Below are 17,671 nucleotides of genomic sequence, written 5' to 3'. Positions count from 1 at the left end.
TTGGCAAGCAGCGGGAGCGATGCTTGCTAACTGCACGCGAGGGTCGTAGGTGGTGATCCGCAGGCGGTGAGCGACGCGCCCCGTCGATGAAGTAGAAAGCAGGTCGACGAGCGGTGAGCAGTATCGAAGTCTCACCGCTCGTCGATGCAGTGAAGCAACCCAGCCGTTGGCAACACCAGACGATCGCACGACATGGCATCGCACCTCGACCGCCAACGCTGACGCAACACGCTCGACACGGCTCACCGCCGACTCTCGCGATGCGCGGCTCGTGCGGCATCGATCAGTCGATCAGTCGATCAGTCCATCGATCAGTCGGCGGATGCCGTGAACGCACTGCGCAATACATATAGATAGAGCAACGAAACGTCGTGTCGAAACGTTGCTCTTCGAGTTCGCGAAGGACCTCGGCAACACATGTTGAACTCGCGTTCATCACGCGTCACTGGATGGGTCACACGCAGCATGTCGAACAAAGTGTTGTATGAACGTAGCAACGCGAATCGAAAACAGGAATTTTCGCGAGTGAACTCTTTTATCGCTCGTGAAAAGATGGTACAAACCGTTCTAAATTGATGGTGACATTTATGCTCAACTGGGATGACGAGATCACTGCCGTAACTCCCTCGAGCGCGACGCAACCGAACGTGTTGCGCAACGCTGCGGGGTCGGCTGTGGATTCGCAAATCGGAACGCGTTCCGCGCCGCATGCTCCCTCCGCTCAAGAAGTCTTCGCGAACGACGTCGCTGTCGCTCCCGTCGCTCATATTGGCAACGCGGTTGCCAACGCGGCGGCCGCTTCCGAAGCGCGCGTCAATGTCGCCGACAAGCGCATCATCAACGGCCAGACTGACGTCAATCAGTTGGTGCCGTTCAAGTACAAGTGGGCTTGGGAAAAGTATCTGGCGGGTTGCGCCAACCACTGGATGCCGCAGGAAGTGAACATGTCGCGCGACATCGCCCTGTGGAAAGACCCGAACGGGCTGACCGAAGACGAGCGCCGCGTCGTCAAGCGCAACCTGGGTTTCTTCGTGACGGCAGATTCGCTCGCCGCCAACAACATCGTGCTGGGCACCTACCGCCACATCACGGCGCCCGAATGCCGCCAGTTCCTGCTGCGCCAGGCGTTCGAAGAGGCGATCCACACGCACGCTTACCAGTACATCGTCGAGTCGCTCGGTCTGGACGAGGGCGAAATCTTCAACGCGTATCACGAGGTTCCATCGATCCGCGCGAAAGACGAATTCCTGATTCCGTACATCCACGTGCTGACCGACCCGGCCTTCAAGACCGGTACGCTCGAAGCAGACCAGACGCTGCTGCGCTCGCTGATCGTGTTCGCCTGTGTGATGGAAGGCCTGTTCTTCTACGTCGGCTTTACGCAAATCCTGGCGCTCGGCCGCCAGAACAAGATGACCGGCGCGGCGGAGCAGTACCAGTACATCCTGCGTGACGAGTCGATGCACTGCAACTTCGGCATCGACCTGATCAACCAGATCAAACTCGAAAACCCGCACCTGTGGACGGCCGAATTCCGCGCCGAAATTCGCGCGATCTTCCAGCAGGCGGTCGAGCTCGAATACCGCTACGCCGAAGATACGATGCCGCGCGGCGTGCTCGGCCTCAACGCGTCGATGTTCAAGAGCTATCTGCGCTTCATTTGCAACCGCCGTTGCCAGCAGATCGGTCTCGATCCGCTCTACCCGAACGAGGAAAACCCGTTCCCGTGGATGAGCGAGATGATCGATCTGAAGAAGGAACGCAATTTCTTCGAGACGCGAGTGATCGAATATCAGACTGGCGGTGCGCTTTCCTGGGAGTAAGCCGGGATTCGTATCGCGGATGTATTCATTGATGGGGATGCCGCCGCCTGTGGCCGCGGCGCCCCGGGTTAGGAGCAGAACGGCCTGATGCAAAGCGTGCCCGGTGCCTTGACGGCCCACCAACATGACAGGCACTTTGCGGACCCTTCAGTGGGATGGGCAAACTTCCCCCCGGAAAAAGCCGCTGGCGTCGCTGCCGGCGGCCCGATCAAGCAATTGCCGGCGTCGCCTTGCGACGCCGACCAGATTTGGCGCGCGGTGCCTTCGGGCACGGCGCGCCTTACCGCATTCATTAGCGTAAGCGCGCCGCACCTGCGTACGCCGATGAATAGCCCGCTTCGTAGCGCGCGCCCTGAGAAGCGTCCGCGGGAAGCGGGTTTTGACGAAGGGTGTAGTTTGAACTGACCTCATCTGAAAACCTGAAGGAGAAAATGATGGCAACTGCAAAGAAGGCCGCGGCCAAGAAGCCCGCAGCAAAGAAGACCGCAGCAAAGAAGGCTGCTCCCGCTAAGAAGGCTGCTCCGGCCAAGAAGGTCGCCGCGAAGAAGGTCGCAGTGAAGAAGGTCGCCGCGAAGAAGGTTGCAGCGAAGAAGGTCGCGGCGAAGAAGGCAGCACCGGCGAAGAAAGCCGCAGTGAAGAAGGTCGCGGCGAAGAAGGTTGCAGCCAAGAAGGTCGCGGCGAAGAAGGCAGCACCGGCGAAGAAAGCCGCGGTGAAGAAGGTCGCAGCGAAGAAGGTCGCAGCGAAGAAGGCAGCACCGGCGAAGAAGGCCGCAGCGAAGAAGGCAGCACCGGCGAAGAAGGTCGCGGCGAAGAAGGCCGCTGCCAAGAAGGCGGCGCCTGCCAAAAAGGCTGCAGCCAAGAAAGCTGCACCTGCCAAGAAGGCTGCCGCGAAGAAGGCCGCTGCGCCTGCGAAGAAGGCTGCCCCTGCGAAGAAGGCTGTCGCCAAGAAGGCCGCGCCTGCTCCCGCTGCGCCTGCTGTCTCGAGCGCACCGGCGGCGACGGTGAAGACCGCGCTGAACCCGGCAGCGGCATGGCCGTTCCCGACGGGCAGCCGTCCGTAAGCAGTAGCAGTAAGTCGACACATCGTACGATGTGTCGGATGACCGGGTGGTGCTCGATTTCTTGCGGGCGCCACCCGGTCAATGACCCGTTACCGGTGTGCTGGTGGCGGGTTTTTTTTGCCCGTCGTCCCGAAAAGAAAAAACACGCATGGACCCGTGAGGACCCATGCGTGTGAAGTCGTCGTCGCGGCGCTGAACTACGCGCCGCCGCGCGGGAGGTGCGCTTAGTGTGTGACGCGCGTGACGCCGCCGCTCGACAGCAGCCTCACGCGATCGCCGGCGCGGAAGATTTCGCCGGTAGCAGTTTGGGTGACGGCGCGCATGTCGCCGTTGTCGAGGCGCACGGTGATTTCGATACCGTCGCGCATGGCGACGCGGTTTTCGATTGCATTGCCGGCGACCGCACCGCCGATGCCGCCGACGATACCCGTCGCGACCGAGCCACGTCCGCCGCCGATCGTGCTGCCGGCGAGCGCGCCGAGCGCCGCGCCGCCGAGTGCGCCGATGCCGATCGGCTGACCGTCGTTCGTGCTGATCCGCACCGCGCGCACGCTCTCCACCGTGGCCATGCGAACCGTCTGTTCACGCTGCGCCTGCGAGGCGGTGAAAACGTCGGGAGAGCTGCTGTTGACCGCACACCCCGACATGGCCAGCGAACCGGCGATCAAGGTGACGACGATCAGGCGACTCGATGTTCTCATTCCCAAACTCCCATAGCACGCGATATCAGTGCAGGTCGTATCCGAAGGCCTGCTTGAACCGCTCGTTGATTTCCGCCCGACTGGGCGCGTAGTTTTGCGGGCCTTGATGCTCGATCTTCAGTGCGCCCATCAGGCTGGCGAGACGGCCGGTCGTGGCCCACCCGAGACCCTTCTCGATACCGTAGAGCAAGCCACCGCGAAACGCGTCGCCGCAGCCGGTGGGATCGAGCACCTGCCTGGCCGTTACCGCCGGAATCTCTTCGATACCGCCGCCGTGATGGATCTGCGCACCCTTCTCGCCGAGCGTGATGATCAGCGCGTCGACCTTGCCGGCGATCTGTTCGATCGACCAGCCGGTCTTGTTGCTCACCAGCGCGGCTTCGTAATCGTTGACCGCTACATAAGTAGCAAGTTCAATGATGCGCCGCAGCGTCTCGCCGTCGAATAGCGGCAAGCCCTGGCCCGGATCGAAGATGAACGGCACGCCTGCGGCGGCAAGCTGTTCGGAGTGCTGGACCATGCCGTCATAGCCGTCCGGCGCGACGATGCCGAGCGTCAGGCCCGCCACTTCGTCGGCGCGGTTCTGATGCGACTGCATCATCGCGCCCGGATGGAAAGCGGTGATCTGGTTGTTCTCGAGGTCGGTCGTGATCATCGCCTGCGCCGAGTAGGTGTCGGGCACGACGAGCACGTTTTCCGTCGACAGGCCGAGCTGCGCGAGCCGGTCCAGATAGAGCTGTGCGTCGACGGCGCCGATCGCGCCCATGATGCGTGCGTCGCCGCCGAGCAGATTCAGCGCATAGGCGATGTTGCCCGCGCAGCCGCCGAACTCGCGACGCATGGTCGGCACGAGAAAGCTTACGTTCAGGATGTGGACCTGCTCCGGCAGGATGTGCTCCCGAAAGCGGCCTTCGAAGGTCATGATGTTGTCGTACGCGAGCGAGCCGCAGATGAGCGTAGCCAAGGCGAGCGTTCCTGTATGAAAGCGGTGGGAAGAGACGCGCCGCGCCGACAGCGCCGCGCGCGAGGCGCGGCGCCGTGGTTCGCGCGCGAGAGGGCTTACTTCAGCGCGGCGAGCGCTGCGTCGTAGTTCGGCTCGTTCTTGATCTCGCCGACCAGCTCGGCGTGCACGACCTTGTCGTTTTCGTCGAGCACGACGACCGCGCGCGCGGTCAGGCCGGTCAGCGGACCGCTCGTCACGTCGACGCCGTACGCTTGCGCGAACTCATGGCCGCGGAACGTCGACGCGGTCACCACGTTCTCGATGCCCTCGGTCGTGCAGAAGCGCGACGCCGCGAACGGCAGGTCGCCCGACACGACGATCACGGCCGTGTTGCTGAGCTTCGCGGCGGCTTCGTTGAACTTGCGCGTCGACGTCGCGCAGGTCGGCGTGTCGAGACTCGGGACGATGTTGAGCACCTTGCGCTTGCCGGCGAAGTCGGCGAGCGTCAGCGGCTTCAGGTCTCGGCCGATCAGCGAGAATGCGGCGGCCTGCTGGCCGACCGACGGGAACGTGCCGCTTACTTCGATCGGGTTGCCACCCAGCGTGACTTGACTCATGTGTTGTGCTCCGAAAAGGGCGTCAGTGATGACAATGATGCGCCCGCTCGGGAGCGGGCGCGCGAGGGTGCGTTACGGATAAAAAATCTGTACGCGAAAATTGGAGGCAATCGCGCTGCCGGTGTCGAGGTGCACGATCATCGTCTGCGTCGCGTGCGCGGGCAGGCCGGACGCGATCACGGTGCCGGGCGGCACGTAATCCTGCGGCCACAGCACGCGCCGCACGGCGACGTTGTTCTGATCGTCGAGCAGCGTGAGTTCGATCGCGGGGTAGGCGAGCGCGATGTTCAGGCGGTTGTGCAGCGGCATCTTCAACTCGAGCTTGTGCGGGCCGTCGATCTGCCGCAGATCGGAGGGCTCGACCAGCAGGCCTTCGATATCGTGCGGCGGCGTCAGCTGACAGCCGAGATGCGCGCAGGCCTGCGCGTACAGGATCTGCGAGCGCGGCAGGTTGACCATCACGGTCTCGCGTTGCCACCACGCGAGTTGCGCGAGCAGCGCAATGACGAGCAGCGCGGCGAGCACCACACCGGCGACGATCCAGCCGACGCGTCTGGCGTCCACCGGGCGGGTTTCGCGCACGACCGGGAACGGATCGTCGCCATCGCTGACGGGCGGATTGACCGAGAATGGCTCGCCGCTCGATGGGGCGAGCGACGGACCGCCCGGCGGGCGCGGGCCGCCGGGACCGCCGGCGCCCGAAGCACCTGCGGCACCCATGCCTGCGGCGGCGCCGAAGCCGCCCATGCCCCCACCGACCGGGCCGAAGTGCGGCTCGTTGTCGGGCATGCCATGCAGACTTGCTGGTTCGCGCAGCGCCGGTTCATCGAGCGTGGACGGCTCGGGGCGTTCGATCTTGTGCCAGACGCGCGGCGCTTCGTCTTCGACTCGCGGTGGGGAAGCAGGCGCGGTGGGCGGGACGACAGGCGGTTCATCGACCGCGTTGTCGGCGGGATAGGCGAAGGGTTCGAGCGGCGCGTCGGCCAGCGTCGGCTCATCGTCCGCGGGTAGCGGTGCCGTGAAAGCGCCGGCGCGCAATTCCGGTTCGGTCGCCTGGCGAGGAGTGCCCGATGTGACGGGTGCGTGCTCGTTGCCGCCAAGCGGCAACGGCGCGAGCGGCACGCTGCTCGCGTGGTCGCGCAAACGGGCATCGAGCGTGCTGCGGGAAATGCTGGTGGAGTCTTGTTCCGAAGCCGGCGCCCACGGGTCCCACGCGTCGCCGCTGAAGTCCGGGTTGGGTTGCCGCACACCCGACAGCGCTTCGATTGCCGCCGCGGCCGCAACCGGTTTGGCCGTGGAAAAATCGCCGCCTTCGGAGACGTCGAACAGACTGCTCGACGCGTCGAAGACTTCCTGGCAATGCCCGCACCGCACGAGGCCGCGGCGCTGCGCAAGCTGCGCCGGTTGCAGAAGGAAGACAGTTTCGCAGAAGGGGCAACGCGTTGCCAGGTGCATATCGAGCCGTTGAGCCTGAGGCCGTTAGGTTGACAATACGCCTTATTCTAATTGCTTTCGCGGCGCGTTCCGGCGAGGCACACCCAACCTTCATGTTCGCGCCACACGCTGATATCGATCCAGCGCGCGTAGACCTGCGCGACCTCCTCGGCCTGGCGGGCGAGAATGCCCGACAGCGCGATGTGGCCGCCCGGCTTCACCTTCGACGACAGCATCGATGCCATCAGCTTGAGCGGATTCGACAGGATGTTCGCGACCACGACGTCGAATTCGCCGGCCGGACAGGCGTCGGGCAGGCCATAGGTGACTTCGGCGTGATTGCGTTCGCTATTGTGACGCGCCGATTCGACCGCCTGCGGATCGATATCGATGCCGATCACCGGAGCGGCGCCGCACTTCTTCGCGAGAATCGCGAGGATGCCCGAGCCGCAGCCGTAGTCGAGCACGGACTGGCCGGGCTTGATCGACTGCTCGATCCACTCCATGCACAGACGCGTGGTGGGGTGGCTGCCGGTGCCGAACGCGAGACCCGGATCGAGTTCGAGCACGAGCGCGTCGGGGTCCGGCGCATCGTGCCACGACGGCACGACCCAGATGCGCTCGCCGATCTGGATCGGATCGAACTGCGACTGCGTGAGCCGCACCCAGTCCTGCTCCTCGACCTCGCGCACGGTATATGCCGGCGCGGCATCGAGTCCGATCTCGTTGGCCGCGGCGGTTAGCAGCACGGCCGGATCGTGTTCCGGCGCGAGCAGCGCGATCACGCGCGAATGCTGCCATGCCGTGCGATCCGGCGTGAGGCCGGGCTCGCCGAACAGCGGCTGCTCGTCGGGCGTGTCGGCGTCGGCGTCTTCGACCGACACCGACAACGCGCCCAGCTCGAGCAGCGCGTCGGACAACTCCTCCGCGTGCTCGCGCGCCAGTTCGGCAACCAGTTCCCGATAGCTCATGACTTACGCTTCTTCCGCGACCTGCTGACGCGCGGCCAGCCGGTTTTCGAGGTAGTGGATGCTGGTGCCGCCTTCGACGAACTTCGCGTCGAGCATCAGCTCACGGTGCAGCGGGATGTTGGTCTGAATACCTTCGACCACCATTTCCGACAGCGCGATGCGCATCCGCATGATCGCCTGTTCGCGCGTGGCGCCGTAAGCGATCAGCTTGCCGATCATCGAATCGTAGTTCGGCGGCACGAAATAACCATTGTAGGCGTGCGAATCGACGCGGATGCCGGGACCGCCCGGCATATGCCACGAGGTCAGGCGTCCCGGTGACGGCGTGAACTTGAACGGATCTTCGGCGTTGATCCGGCATTCGATCGCATGACCGCGGAACTGGATGTCGCGCTGACGGAACGTGAGCTTCTCGCCGGCCGCGATGCGGATCTGTTCCTGCACGATGTCGACACCGGTGATCAGTTCGGTCACCGGATGCTCGACCTGTACGCGCGTGTTCATCTCGATGAAGTAGAACTCGCCGTTTTCATACAGGAACTCGAAGGTGCCCGCGCCGAGATAGCCCATCTTCTTGCACGCGTCCGCGCAACGATCGCCGATACGGTCGATCAGACGACGCGCGATACCCGGCGCCGGCGCTTCCTCGATCACCTTCTGGTGACGGCGTTGCATCGAGCAGTCGCGCTCGCCGAGCCACACGGCGTTCTTGAACGAGTCGGCCAGCACCTGGATTTCGATGTGCCGCGGGTTCTCGAGGAATTTCTCCATGTAGACCTGCGGGTTGCCGAACGCGCGGCCGGCTTCCTCGCGGGTCATGATGACCGCGTTGACGAGCGCCGCTTCCGTGTGGACCACGCGCATGCCGCGGCCGCCGCCGCCGCCGGCCGCCTTGATGATGACCGGATAACCGATCTGGCGGGCGATCTTCACGATCTCCTTCGGATCGTCCGGCAGCGCGCCTTCCGAACCCGGCACGCAAGGCACGCCGGTCTTGATCATGGTCTGCTTGGCCGTGACCTTGTCGCCCATCATGCGGATCGTTTCCGGACGCGGGCCGATGAAGGTAAAGCCGGACTGCTCGACGCGCTCGGCGAAGTCGGCGTTCTCCGACAGGAAGCCGTAGCCGGGGTGGATCGCTTCGGCGTCGGTGACTTCGGCCGCGCTGATCAGCGCGGGCATGTTCAGATAGCTCAGATTCGACGGTGCCGGGCCGATGCAGACCGCCTCGTCGGCGAGCTTCACGTACTTGGCTTCCTTGTCGGCTTCCGAATAGACGACGACCGTCTTGACGCCGAGCTCGCGGCAGGCGCGCTGGATACGAAGCGCGATCTCGCCACGATTGGCAATGAGGATTTTTTCAAACATAGCGGGTTTTCGACTCATCAATGGGCGCCGGGTCGGTCACGACGCCGGCTGCCGCAGAGGATCGGTCGCGCGCCTCGGGACGAGCGGCGCGCGGGCGGCAAATAGTGCGTGCCGCGTTAGCCGACCACGAACAGCGGTTGGCCGTATTCGACCGCCTGGCCGTTTTCGACGAGGATTTCCTTGACCACGCCGGACTTGTCCGACTCGATCTCGTTGAGCAGCTTCATCGCTTCGATGATGCAGATGGTCTGGCCTTCCTTGACCGTGTCACCGACCTGCACGAACGGATCGGCGCCCGGCGACGGCGCGCGGTAGAACGTGCCGACCATCGGCGAGGTGACGACGTGACCCTGCGGTGCGGCGGCGGCCGGCGTGGCCGGAGCGCCCGCGGGGGCTGCCGGTGCTTCGACAGCGCCGAACGGTGCCGGTTGTGCGAATTGCGGTACGGCGTATGAGGCGGACGGTTGGACGTAAACCGGCGGCGCATTCTTGACGATGCGGACCTTGCCTTCGCCCTCGGTCACTTCGAGTTCGGAAATACCGGACTCCGAAACGAGGTCGATCAGAGTTTTGAGTTTACGTAGATCCATCAGGGTGCCCCTTTTCAATGCGTAGTGTGCCGGCGTGTGCAAGTCGCAGTAGCCGGCTCAAATTGGACGTGTTTGGATTCAGCCGCGCGACGACCCGGCCGCGAGCCGGTCGAGCGCGAATTCGAGCGCGTACAGATACCCCTTCCAGCCGAGGCCGCAAATGACGCCCTCAGCCTGGTCGGAGAAATACGAGTGATGCCGGAACGGTTCGCGGCGATGCACGTTCGACAGATGAATCTCGACGAACGGGATGCCGACCCCCGCCAGTGCGTCGCGAATGGCCACGCTCGTGTGTGTGTACGCGGCGGGATTGATCAGGATGAAATCGGTTTGCTCGGTGCGGGCCGCCTGAATACGGTCGACCAGTGCGCCTTCGTGATTGCTCTGAAACGACGCGAGTTCGACGCCTGCGTCGGCTGCGCGGTCCGCCAGCGCCTGATCGATCTGCGGCAGGGTCACGCGACCGTAGACCTCGGGTTCCCGGCTGCCGAGAAGATTGAGGTTGGGTCCGTGCAGTACCAGCAGTCGCGTCATGGTCGCTTCTTTTTCCGTGGAATTGCGCGCACTTTAGCGCTGATTAGAGAAACTTGTCTAGTTTCGCGCGCGTACGCGGCGACGGCCGGCGCGGGCCGCCGCGCAGCCTTGGGTCCAACTTCACTCAAATTCGGGAATTATCCGTGTATTTTTGCTCGTTCTGCACGGAATCGCATGCCAAAAAGCGCAGCGTGGGAAATCGGGAAATTTACAGCGCGTCGAGCGTCTGACGCAGCGCCGTCGGGTCGATCTGGCCCAATTTTGTCGAGCGGATGTTGCCTTTTGCGTCGATCACGACGGTAAACGGCAAACCGCCCGCATTGTTGCCGAACGCGCGCGCGAGGTCGGCGCCCCCGAAGCCGGTCACGTAGATGGGGTACGCGACCTTGACCTTCTGCAGGAAGGTCTGGATGTTCTTTTCCGAGTCGACGCCGAGGCCGACGAACTGGATGCCTTTCTTCGCATACTCGCGCTGGATCTGCGACAGCGCCGGCATTTCCTCGACGCACGGAGCGCACCACGACGCCCAGAAGTTGACGACGATCGGGTGGCCCTTGAGCAGGCTCAGCGACTGCGGTTTGCCGTCGACGTTCGTGACCGGCGCGGTCCACAGTTGCTGCACGGGACTCGCAGAGGTGGCAGGCTGCGCTCCGGCCTGCACCGCGTACGCAACGTCGGAACCGCGATTGAGCCAGTGATTGGCCAGTACGCCGCCGCCCGCGGCAATCAGCGCGACGACCGCGCCCGCCAGCATACGTCTCGTGTTCATCGTGCTCCGTTCTGTCTGATCAATTGGTGAAGGACGGCACTTCGTCGCCGTCGAGCAGCGCCTGCACCGCCGGCAAATTGGCCCGCGCCGTGCGGCCGCGCGCGTCGGCGCGTACCGCGCCACGCAGGTCGTCGGTTTCGTACAGCGCGACGTGGATGCCGACCGGCTCGGCGTTGCGCTCGCCCGCGGGGCGCCACAGAAAGCTCAGCGTCTCCACGTAGCCGCGGCCCGCGAAGTGGCGCGTTTCCGACACGTCGTACTGGATGTTTGCATTGAGCATGTAGATCGCGACTTCCTTCGGGTTGTCGCAAAACACCTGCAGATGCACATCCGAATGCTCGCCGGCCGTACCGCCGAGCACCGCGCCCGTCAGATACGGATTGAACGGCGCGAGCCGCTCCATCCAGTCGACCGCGATCATGCGCAGGCGCCGCAGCAACGCCGGTTGGCTGTCGCTCTGGAACAGCGACTGATATTCGCGGATTTCTTCTTCGATCTGATCGTTGTCCGGCAGCCATTCGCCGGCAACACGAGTCTCGCCGACGACCTGCCGGGCCGCCTTGCGCTTCGCGCTGGCGTAATCCAGGCCGTCTTCGGCAATCAGGCGTGCCGCCGCGATTGCGATTTCCTCGCGCAGGCGCTGCGGATCGAAATGTGATTTGCGGACCATCCTTGCATGATACTCGATCGAGCCTGCGACGCGGTTCGGCGGCCCGCACGGGGCGGCGCCGGGCGTGGCCGGCAGGGGGCAGCGCGCGTCGCGTCGGTTACAATAGGCGTCCTTTGCAGACGGTCGTTCCGACCGTCCTGTGGCTCTCTCATCCCTCGCAAGAAACGCCCCCGCGGCACGACAGGCTTATGCATATCCACATCCTCGGCATCTGCGGCACCTTCATGGGCGGTCTCGCGGTGCTCGCGCGCAATGCGGGCCACACGGTGACCGGCTGCGACGCCGGCGTCTATCCGCCGATGAGCACGCAGCTCGAGGCGCAAGGCATCGGTCTGATCGAGGGTTATGACGCGGACCAACTGAACGGCCTGAACGCGGATCTATTCGTGATCGGCAACGTGGTCACGCGCGGCAACCCGCTGATGGAAGCGATTCTGGACCGCGGCCTGCCGTACGTGTCCGGTCCGCAGTGGCTCGGCGAGCACGTGCTGAACGGCAAATGGGTGCTGGCCGTGGCCGGCACGCACGGCAAGACCACCACGAGCTCGATGCTGACCTGGCTGCTCGAAGATGCGGGCCTGAACCCGGGCTTCCTGATCGGCGGTGTGCCGCTGAATTTCGGCGTGTCGGCGCGGCTCACCGATTCGAGCTTCTTCGTGATCGAAGCCGACGAATACGACACCGCGTTCTTCGACAAACGCTCGAAGTTCGTCCATTACCGCCCGAAAACGGCGGTGCTGAACAATCTCGAATTCGATCACGCCGACATCTTTCCTGATCTCGCCGCGATCGAAACGCAGTTCCATCATCTGATCCGCACGGTGCCACGCCTCGGCCGCGTCGTCACGAACGGCCGCGAGGACGCGCTCGAGCGCGTACTGACGCGCGGCTGCTGGAGCGAGGTCGAGCGCTTCGGCGTCCAGGGCGGCTGGGAGATCCAGGCGGCGGAGCAGGGCGTGCCCGTCGACGAACGCTTCGCCGTCTATCACAACGGCGAACGCGTCGGCGTGGTCGACTGGCAGGTGCAGGGCGAGCATAACCGCCTGAACGCGCTCGCCGCGATCGCCGCCGCGCGCCATGTCGGCGTGCCGCCCGCGCAGGCCGCGAAGTCGCTGTCCGGATTTCGCAACGTGAAGCGCCGCATGGAAGTGCGTGGCAGCGTCGAGGGTGTGACCGTGTACGACGACTTCGCGCATCACCCCACCGCGATCGAGACGACGGTGGCCGGCCTGCGCGCGCGGGTCGGCCGCGACAACACGCGAATCCTTGCGGTGCTGGAACCACGCTCGAACACGATGAAGCTCGGCGTGATGAAAGCGCAACTGCCGGCGAGCCTCGCCGACGCCGATCTCGTGTTCGGCTACGGCGCGCCGAGCGGGCGCGACGCGCTCGGCTGGAACCTCGGCGAAGCGCTCGCGCCGCTCGACGGCAAGGCGCAGGCGTTCGACAACCTCGACGCGCTCGTGAAGGCGGTGGTCCACGCGGCGCGCCCCGGCGACCAGATTCTGGTGATGAGCAACGGCGGCTTCGGCGGCGTGCATCAGAAACTGCTCGACGGTCTTTCGACGCGAGGCGCGTCGTGATTCTGTATCTGCACGGTTTCCGTTCGTCGCCGAATTCGTTCAAGGCGCGCCTGCTCGCGGCGCGTCTCGCCGAGCTGGGTCGCGCCGACGAGTGGTGCTGCCCGATGCTGCCGGTGTCGCCGTTCGAAACCGTGGCGCTCGCCGAATCGCTGGTCGCCGACGCACGCGCGAAGGGCGATGCGCGGCAGGTGACCGTGATCGGCAGTTCGCTCGGCGGCTACTTCGCCACCCATCTGGCCGAGAAACACGGCTGGCCGGCCGTGTTGCTGAACCCGGCGGTCGTGCCGCAGCGCGACCTGAGCGCGTATCTCGGCGAGCAGCCGTTGTGGCACGGTGGCGGCAGCATCGTCGTCGAGCCGCATCATCTGGATGAATTGCGCGCGCTCGGCGTCGCGTCGATCACGCGGCCCGAACGCTATTATTTGATGGCAGCCACCGGCGACGAAGTGCTCGACTACCGCGAAATGCTCGCGCACTATCCGGGCGCGCGCACCACGCTGATCGAGGGCAGCGACCACGCGATCAGCGAGTTCGCGCAGTATCTCGACGACGTGCTGGCCTTTTGCGACGCCGAACACGTCGAGCCGCCGGCGCCGTGCGCGGCGGCCTGACGGCACGCAAGGGCGGCGGCACCGAAACCCTGCCAGGACGTCAGTCAGAGAGGCACACCGACCGCCACCGCTGGTCGCAAGATTCAACCCGCTGGCACGCGCAGTGCGCGCCGCGGATTCACTATCACGAACAGGTTGCCGTGCCGCGCATGCAGTGATCGATCGCCACAGGGCGTCGGGCGCGACGGCAGATGCAAGTCAGAACGAGAGTATTGAGTGAACGTTTTCTTCGAGGAATCGGGCAGTTTCAAGGCCGGCAGCGTGCTGTCGCGCCAGGGCGACGCGTTTCAGGTCGAGTTGCCGGGCGGGCGGCGCGCGAAGGTGCGCGCGAAGGATGTGCTGATCGAGTTCGAGAAGCCCAGCGCGGCCGAACTGATGCAGCAGGCCGACGCGTTGGCGCAAGAGATCGATCTGGACTTCCTGTGGGAATGCGCGCCGGACGATGAATTCCCGTTCGCGACGCTGGGCGCCGAGTACTTCGGCGCGAGCTTCGGCGCGATCGAGCGCGCGGCGCTGGTGCTGCGCATGCAGGGCTCGCCGGTGTACTTCCGCCGCAAGGGCCGCGGCATGTACCAGCGCGCGCCGCAGGAGCAGCTGAAGATGGCGCTCGCGGGCCTCGAGCGCAAGCGTCAGCAGGCGCTCGTGCAGGCGCAGTACGAGGAAGAGCTGAAGGCAGGCCGTCTGCCTGAAGCGTTCGCGGGCGGCAAGGGGCTCGCGCTCTTGACGAAGCCCGACAAGAACACCATCGAGTACAAGGCGCTCGAGGGCGCCGCGGCCGCGCGCGGCATCTCGCAGGCGCGGCTGATGCTCGAATGCGGCGCGATCGCGTCGCCGCGCGCGCTGCACGAAGCGAAGTTCCTGTCCGAGTTCTTCCCGCACGGCACCGGCTTCCCGTCCGTCGCGGCCGCGAACGTGCCCGACGATCTGCCGCAGGCCGACGTCGAGGCGTTCTCGATCGACGACATCACCACGACCGAAATCGACGACGCGTTCTCGGTCGAGCATCTGGCCGACGGCCGTGTGCGCATCGGCGTGCACATCGCCGCGCCGGCGCTCGGCATCCAGCGTGGCGACGAAGTCGATGCGATTGCGCGCGCGCGTCTGTCGACGGTCTACATGCCCGGCGACAAGATCACGATGCTGCCCGACAGCGTCGTCGACACCTTCACGCTTGCCGAGGGTGGGTATCGGCCGGCGCTGTCGCTGTACGTGATCGTCAATCGCGAGACGCAGGAGATCGTCGCGAGCGAAACGCGCGCCGAGCGCGTGTTCGTGAAGAACAATCTGCGCCACAACACGCTCGACGAAATCGTCACCGAGAAGGCGCTCGCCGAGGGCACCGGCGAGTATCCGCACAAGGACGATATCGCCGTGCTGTGGCCGTTCGCGCAAGCGCTGTTCGAAAAGCGCCAGACCGCGCGCGCCGGCTACGGCCTGCGCCGCGAAGTGCAGCGCAATACCGACTTCAATTTCTACGTCGACGGCGAGCATGTCACGATTACGCCGCGCCGGCGCGGCTCGCCGCTCGACACGATCGTCGCCGAGCTGGCGATTCTCGCGAACTCGTCGTGGGGCGGGTTCCTGCACGATCACGGCGTGCCGGGCATCTATCGCACGCAGCGCGCGTTCGGCGTGCCGAGCGGCCCGAAGCGCACGCGCATGCAGACCAACGCCGCGCCGCACGAAGGGCTCGGCGTCACGCAGTACGCGTGGAGCACGTCGCCGCTGCGCCGCTACGTCGACCTCGTGAATCAGTGGCAGCTGATCGCGTGCGTGCAGCATGGCGTGACCGCCAAGCTCGCCGCGCCGTTCAAGCCGAAGGACGCCGATCTGTTCGCGGTCGTGCAAGGCTTCGACGACACCTACACCGCGTACGCCGACTATCAGCGTCGCATGGAGTACTTCTGGTGTCTGCGCTGGCTCAGGCAGGAAAACCGCAAGCAGGTGGTCGCGTCGGTCGTGAAGGGCGATCTCGTGCGTCTCGAGGAAATTCCGCTGCTGCTGCACGTGCCGGGCCTCGGCGTGCATGCGCGCGGCACGCGTTTGCAGATGGAAGTCATGTCGATCGATGAGCTGACGATCGAAGCGTCGGTGCGTCTGTTGCACGTGCTCGATGCACCGACCGTGACGAGCGGCGGCGAAGCCGAAGAAGGCGAGGACGAGGGCGAGGAAGAGTTGCTCGAGGCATCCGACGACAGCGCCGAAAGCGAAGCCGAAGCTGAAGCGGAAGCCGACGGCGGCAATCCCAACGACAACCCCAGCGCAGACGAATCCGCGGCGACCGGCGACGGCAACAACGCCGCGAACAACGCCGACCGCGACCAACACATCACGGAGCCGGGACGATGAGCGGCAACCCAACGCGCGAGCGCTACGCGGTCATCGGCAACCCCGTCGGGCATAGCAAGTCGCCGTTCATCCACGGCCGCTTCGCCGCGCAAACCGGCGAGCCGGTCGAGTACGGTCATCTGCTCGCGCCGCTCGACGCGTTCGTGCCGCACGTGCGCGCGTTCATCGAAGCGGGCGGACGCGGCCTGAACGTGACGGTGCCGTTCAAGCTCGACGCGCATGCATTCGCGAACACGCTGTCGCCGCGCGCGGCGGCGGCCGGCGCGGTGAACACGCTGCGGGTCGACGCCGACGGCATCTACGGCGACAACACTGATGGCTTCGGCCTCGTGCGCGACATCGAGGTGAATCTCGGCGTGTCGCTGAAGGGCGCGCGCATCCTGCTGCTCGGCGCGGGCGGGGCCGCGCGCGGTGTCGTGCTGCCGATGCTCGAGCGCGCACCGCATACGCTGACGATCGTCAATCGCACGGCGCAGAAGGCCGAAGCGCTGGTCGACCAGTTCGCGCAGGCTGCCAGCGGCGCGCACTGCCGTCTGACCGGCGGCAGCGCCCGCGCGATCGAAGCGGGCCAGTACGACGTGATCGTCAACGCGACCGCGGGCAGCCTCGATGCGTCGCTGCCCGAGTGCGACGATCGCGCGTTCGGCAACGGCACGCTCGCCTACGACATGATGTACGGCGCGCATCCGACCATCTTCATGCAGCACGCGGCGAAACTCGGCGCGCGCGGCGCCGACGGACTCGGCATGCTGGTCGAGCAGGCCGCCGAATCGTTCCATGTGTGGCGCGGCGTGCGTCCGGACAGTGCGCCGGTGCTCGCCGAATTGCGCGCGCTGCTGACGGCGCCGTCGCCCGCGTAACGTCGGCGCGCGGATAGCACGCACCATGACAGCGACGCGGCGCGCCAGCGGTTCGCGCGGCCAGTCCGGCCCGCTGCGCTGGCTCGCCTGGTTGACCGCGGTCGTGGCCATCGCCTGGCTCGCGACGCAGGCGTACTACTTCGCGCAGATCGCAATCTGGAACGTCGTCAATCCGCGCTCGACCGCGTTCATGCGCTCGGACGCATGGCGTCTGTCGCAGGACCGGCCGGATCTGTCGGTGCAGCGAACGTGGGTGCCGTACGATCAGATTTCGCGCAACCTGAAGCGCGCGATCATCGCGTCCGAAGACGCGAACTTCGTCAACAACAAAGGCTACGAAACCGACGCGATCCTGCAGGCGTGGGAGCGCAACAAGGCGCAAGGCCGGATCGTGCGCGGCGGCTCGACGATCTCGCAGCAGCTTGCGCGCAACCTGTTTCTGTCGCGCGAGAAAAGCTATATCCGCAAAGGCCAGGAGCTGATCATCACGTGGATGCTCGAAACGCTGATGGACAAGCAGCGCATCTTCGAGATCTATCTGAACTCGGTCGAATGGGGCAGCGGCGTGTACGGCGCCGAGGCGGCCGCGCAGTACTACTTCAAGACCTCGGCGAGCAAACTCACGGCCGCGCAGTCGGCGCGGCTCGCGGTGATGCTGCCACGCCCCAGGTATTTCGATGAACACAGGAATTCGGCGTATCTCACGCAACGCGCGCGCGTGATTGCGCGGCGGATGGGCGCGGCTGAATTGCCGGATTGAAAGAGCCGTCGATCCCGTTGTCCTGCT

At 65.2% G+C, this 17,671-nt stretch carries 18 protein-coding genes; 8 read left to right on the top strand and 10 right to left on the bottom strand.

From position 1 onward, the window contains the following. The first annotated feature begins 587 nt into the window (after positions 1-587). From HDG32_RS11695 to HDG32_RS11685, 3 genes are all read left to right on the top strand, one after another. The gene (locus HDG32_RS11695; RefSeq protein ID WP_090805471.1) at positions 588-1,823 is read left to right on the top strand and encodes a ribonucleotide-diphosphate reductase subunit beta; all 1,236 of its coding nucleotides are present in this window, start codon (positions 588-590) and stop codon (positions 1,821-1,823) included. A gap of 87 nt (positions 1,824-1,910) precedes the next feature. Then, entirely contained in the window at positions 1,911-2,228 is a 318-nt protein-coding gene (locus HDG32_RS11690; RefSeq protein ID WP_184066854.1) for a hypothetical protein, read from the top strand. Positions 2,229-2,257: 29 nt separating this feature from the next. After that, a complete protein-coding gene (locus HDG32_RS11685; protein ID WP_184066851.1) occupies positions 2,258-2,884 on the top strand; it encodes a histone H1-like DNA-binding protein in 627 nt (208 codons plus the stop codon). A 224-nt stretch (positions 2,885-3,108) separates the two neighbouring features. On the opposite strand, the gene HDG32_RS11680 is transcribed toward HDG32_RS11685, so the two are convergent. From HDG32_RS11680 to HDG32_RS11635, 10 genes are all read right to left on the bottom strand, one after another. Then, on the bottom strand, positions 3,109-3,585 hold the full coding sequence (locus HDG32_RS11680) for a glycine zipper 2TM domain-containing protein (RefSeq protein WP_184006573.1): 477 nt from the start codon (positions 3,583-3,585) through the stop codon (positions 3,109-3,111). A gap of 25 nt (positions 3,586-3,610) precedes the next feature. Continuing rightward, positions 3,611-4,549 carry a carbohydrate kinase family protein gene (locus HDG32_RS11675; protein WP_090801910.1) on the bottom strand — a complete coding sequence of 313 codons (939 nt, stop codon included), beginning with the start codon at positions 4,547-4,549 and terminating at the stop codon, positions 3,611-3,613. 95 nt (positions 4,550-4,644) lie between these two features. Beyond that, positions 4,645-5,145 (bottom strand): thiol peroxidase, encoded by a 501-nt coding sequence (gene tpx, locus HDG32_RS11670; protein WP_090801909.1) that lies wholly within the window; start codon positions 5,143-5,145, stop codon positions 4,645-4,647. A 72-nt stretch (positions 5,146-5,217) separates the two neighbouring features. Continuing rightward, positions 5,218-6,600: a zinc-ribbon and DUF3426 domain-containing protein gene (locus HDG32_RS11665; RefSeq protein ID WP_184066847.1), complete on the bottom strand. Its 1,383-nt coding sequence runs from the start codon at positions 6,598-6,600 to the stop codon at positions 5,218-5,220. 47 nt (positions 6,601-6,647) lie between these two features. Further along, on the bottom strand, positions 6,648-7,550 hold the full coding sequence (gene prmA, locus HDG32_RS11660) for a 50S ribosomal protein L11 methyltransferase (RefSeq protein WP_184066844.1): 903 nt from the start codon (positions 7,548-7,550) through the stop codon (positions 6,648-6,650). Positions 7,551-7,553: 3 nt separating this feature from the next. After that, a complete protein-coding gene (accC, locus tag HDG32_RS11655) occupies positions 7,554-8,918 on the bottom strand; it encodes an acetyl-CoA carboxylase biotin carboxylase subunit (protein WP_184006568.1) in 1,365 nt (454 codons plus the stop codon). A 116-nt stretch (positions 8,919-9,034) separates the two neighbouring features. Further along, positions 9,035-9,508, bottom strand: coding sequence for an acetyl-CoA carboxylase biotin carboxyl carrier protein (accB, locus tag HDG32_RS11650; RefSeq protein ID WP_090801903.1), 474 nt, complete (start codon positions 9,506-9,508; stop codon positions 9,035-9,037). 78 nt (positions 9,509-9,586) lie between these two features. Next, entirely contained in the window at positions 9,587-10,042 is a 456-nt protein-coding gene (gene aroQ, locus HDG32_RS11645; protein WP_090801901.1) for a type II 3-dehydroquinate dehydratase, read from the bottom strand. Positions 10,043-10,250: 208 nt separating this feature from the next. Beyond that, complete coding sequence (locus tag HDG32_RS11640) at positions 10,251-10,811, bottom strand: TlpA disulfide reductase family protein (RefSeq protein WP_184066840.1); 561 nt, start codon at positions 10,809-10,811, stop codon at positions 10,251-10,253. 19 nt (positions 10,812-10,830) lie between these two features. Continuing rightward, complete coding sequence (locus HDG32_RS11635) at positions 10,831-11,481, bottom strand: UDP-N-acetylmuramate--alanine ligase (protein ID WP_184066837.1); 651 nt, start codon at positions 11,479-11,481, stop codon at positions 10,831-10,833. A 188-nt stretch (positions 11,482-11,669) separates the two neighbouring features. Between HDG32_RS11635 and mpl the strand changes: the two genes are divergently transcribed. From mpl to mtgA, 5 genes are all read left to right on the top strand, one after another. Next, positions 11,670-13,064: a UDP-N-acetylmuramate:L-alanyl-gamma-D-glutamyl-meso-diaminopimelate ligase gene (gene mpl, locus HDG32_RS11630; protein ID WP_184066834.1), complete on the top strand. Its 1,395-nt coding sequence runs from the start codon at positions 11,670-11,672 to the stop codon at positions 13,062-13,064. After that, a complete protein-coding gene (locus HDG32_RS11625) occupies positions 13,061-13,675 on the top strand; it encodes a YqiA/YcfP family alpha/beta fold hydrolase (protein ID WP_184066831.1) in 615 nt (204 codons plus the stop codon). Before mpl ends, HDG32_RS11625 begins: the two co-directional genes overlap by 4 nt. A gap of 216 nt (positions 13,676-13,891) precedes the next feature. Continuing rightward, positions 13,892-16,024, top strand: coding sequence for a ribonuclease catalytic domain-containing protein (locus tag HDG32_RS11620; protein ID WP_184066828.1), 2,133 nt, complete (start codon positions 13,892-13,894; stop codon positions 16,022-16,024). Beyond that, complete coding sequence (aroE, locus tag HDG32_RS11615) at positions 16,021-16,884, top strand: shikimate dehydrogenase (RefSeq protein WP_184022896.1); 864 nt, start codon at positions 16,021-16,023, stop codon at positions 16,882-16,884. Before HDG32_RS11620 ends, aroE begins: the two co-directional genes overlap by 4 nt. A 25-nt stretch (positions 16,885-16,909) precedes the next feature. Next, positions 16,910-17,644: a monofunctional biosynthetic peptidoglycan transglycosylase gene (mtgA, locus tag HDG32_RS11610; RefSeq protein WP_184022897.1), complete on the top strand. Its 735-nt coding sequence runs from the start codon at positions 16,910-16,912 to the stop codon at positions 17,642-17,644. The last annotated feature ends 27 nt before the right edge of the window (positions 17,645-17,671 follow it).

This window comes from Paraburkholderia sp. CI2, from assembly GCF_014201055.1.
Taxonomy (GTDB): Bacteria; Pseudomonadota; Gammaproteobacteria; order Burkholderiales; family Burkholderiaceae; genus Paraburkholderia; species Paraburkholderia tuberum.
Note: the sequence above shows the minus strand (reverse complement) of the source record. Positions and strands in the feature narration are given on the sequence as shown.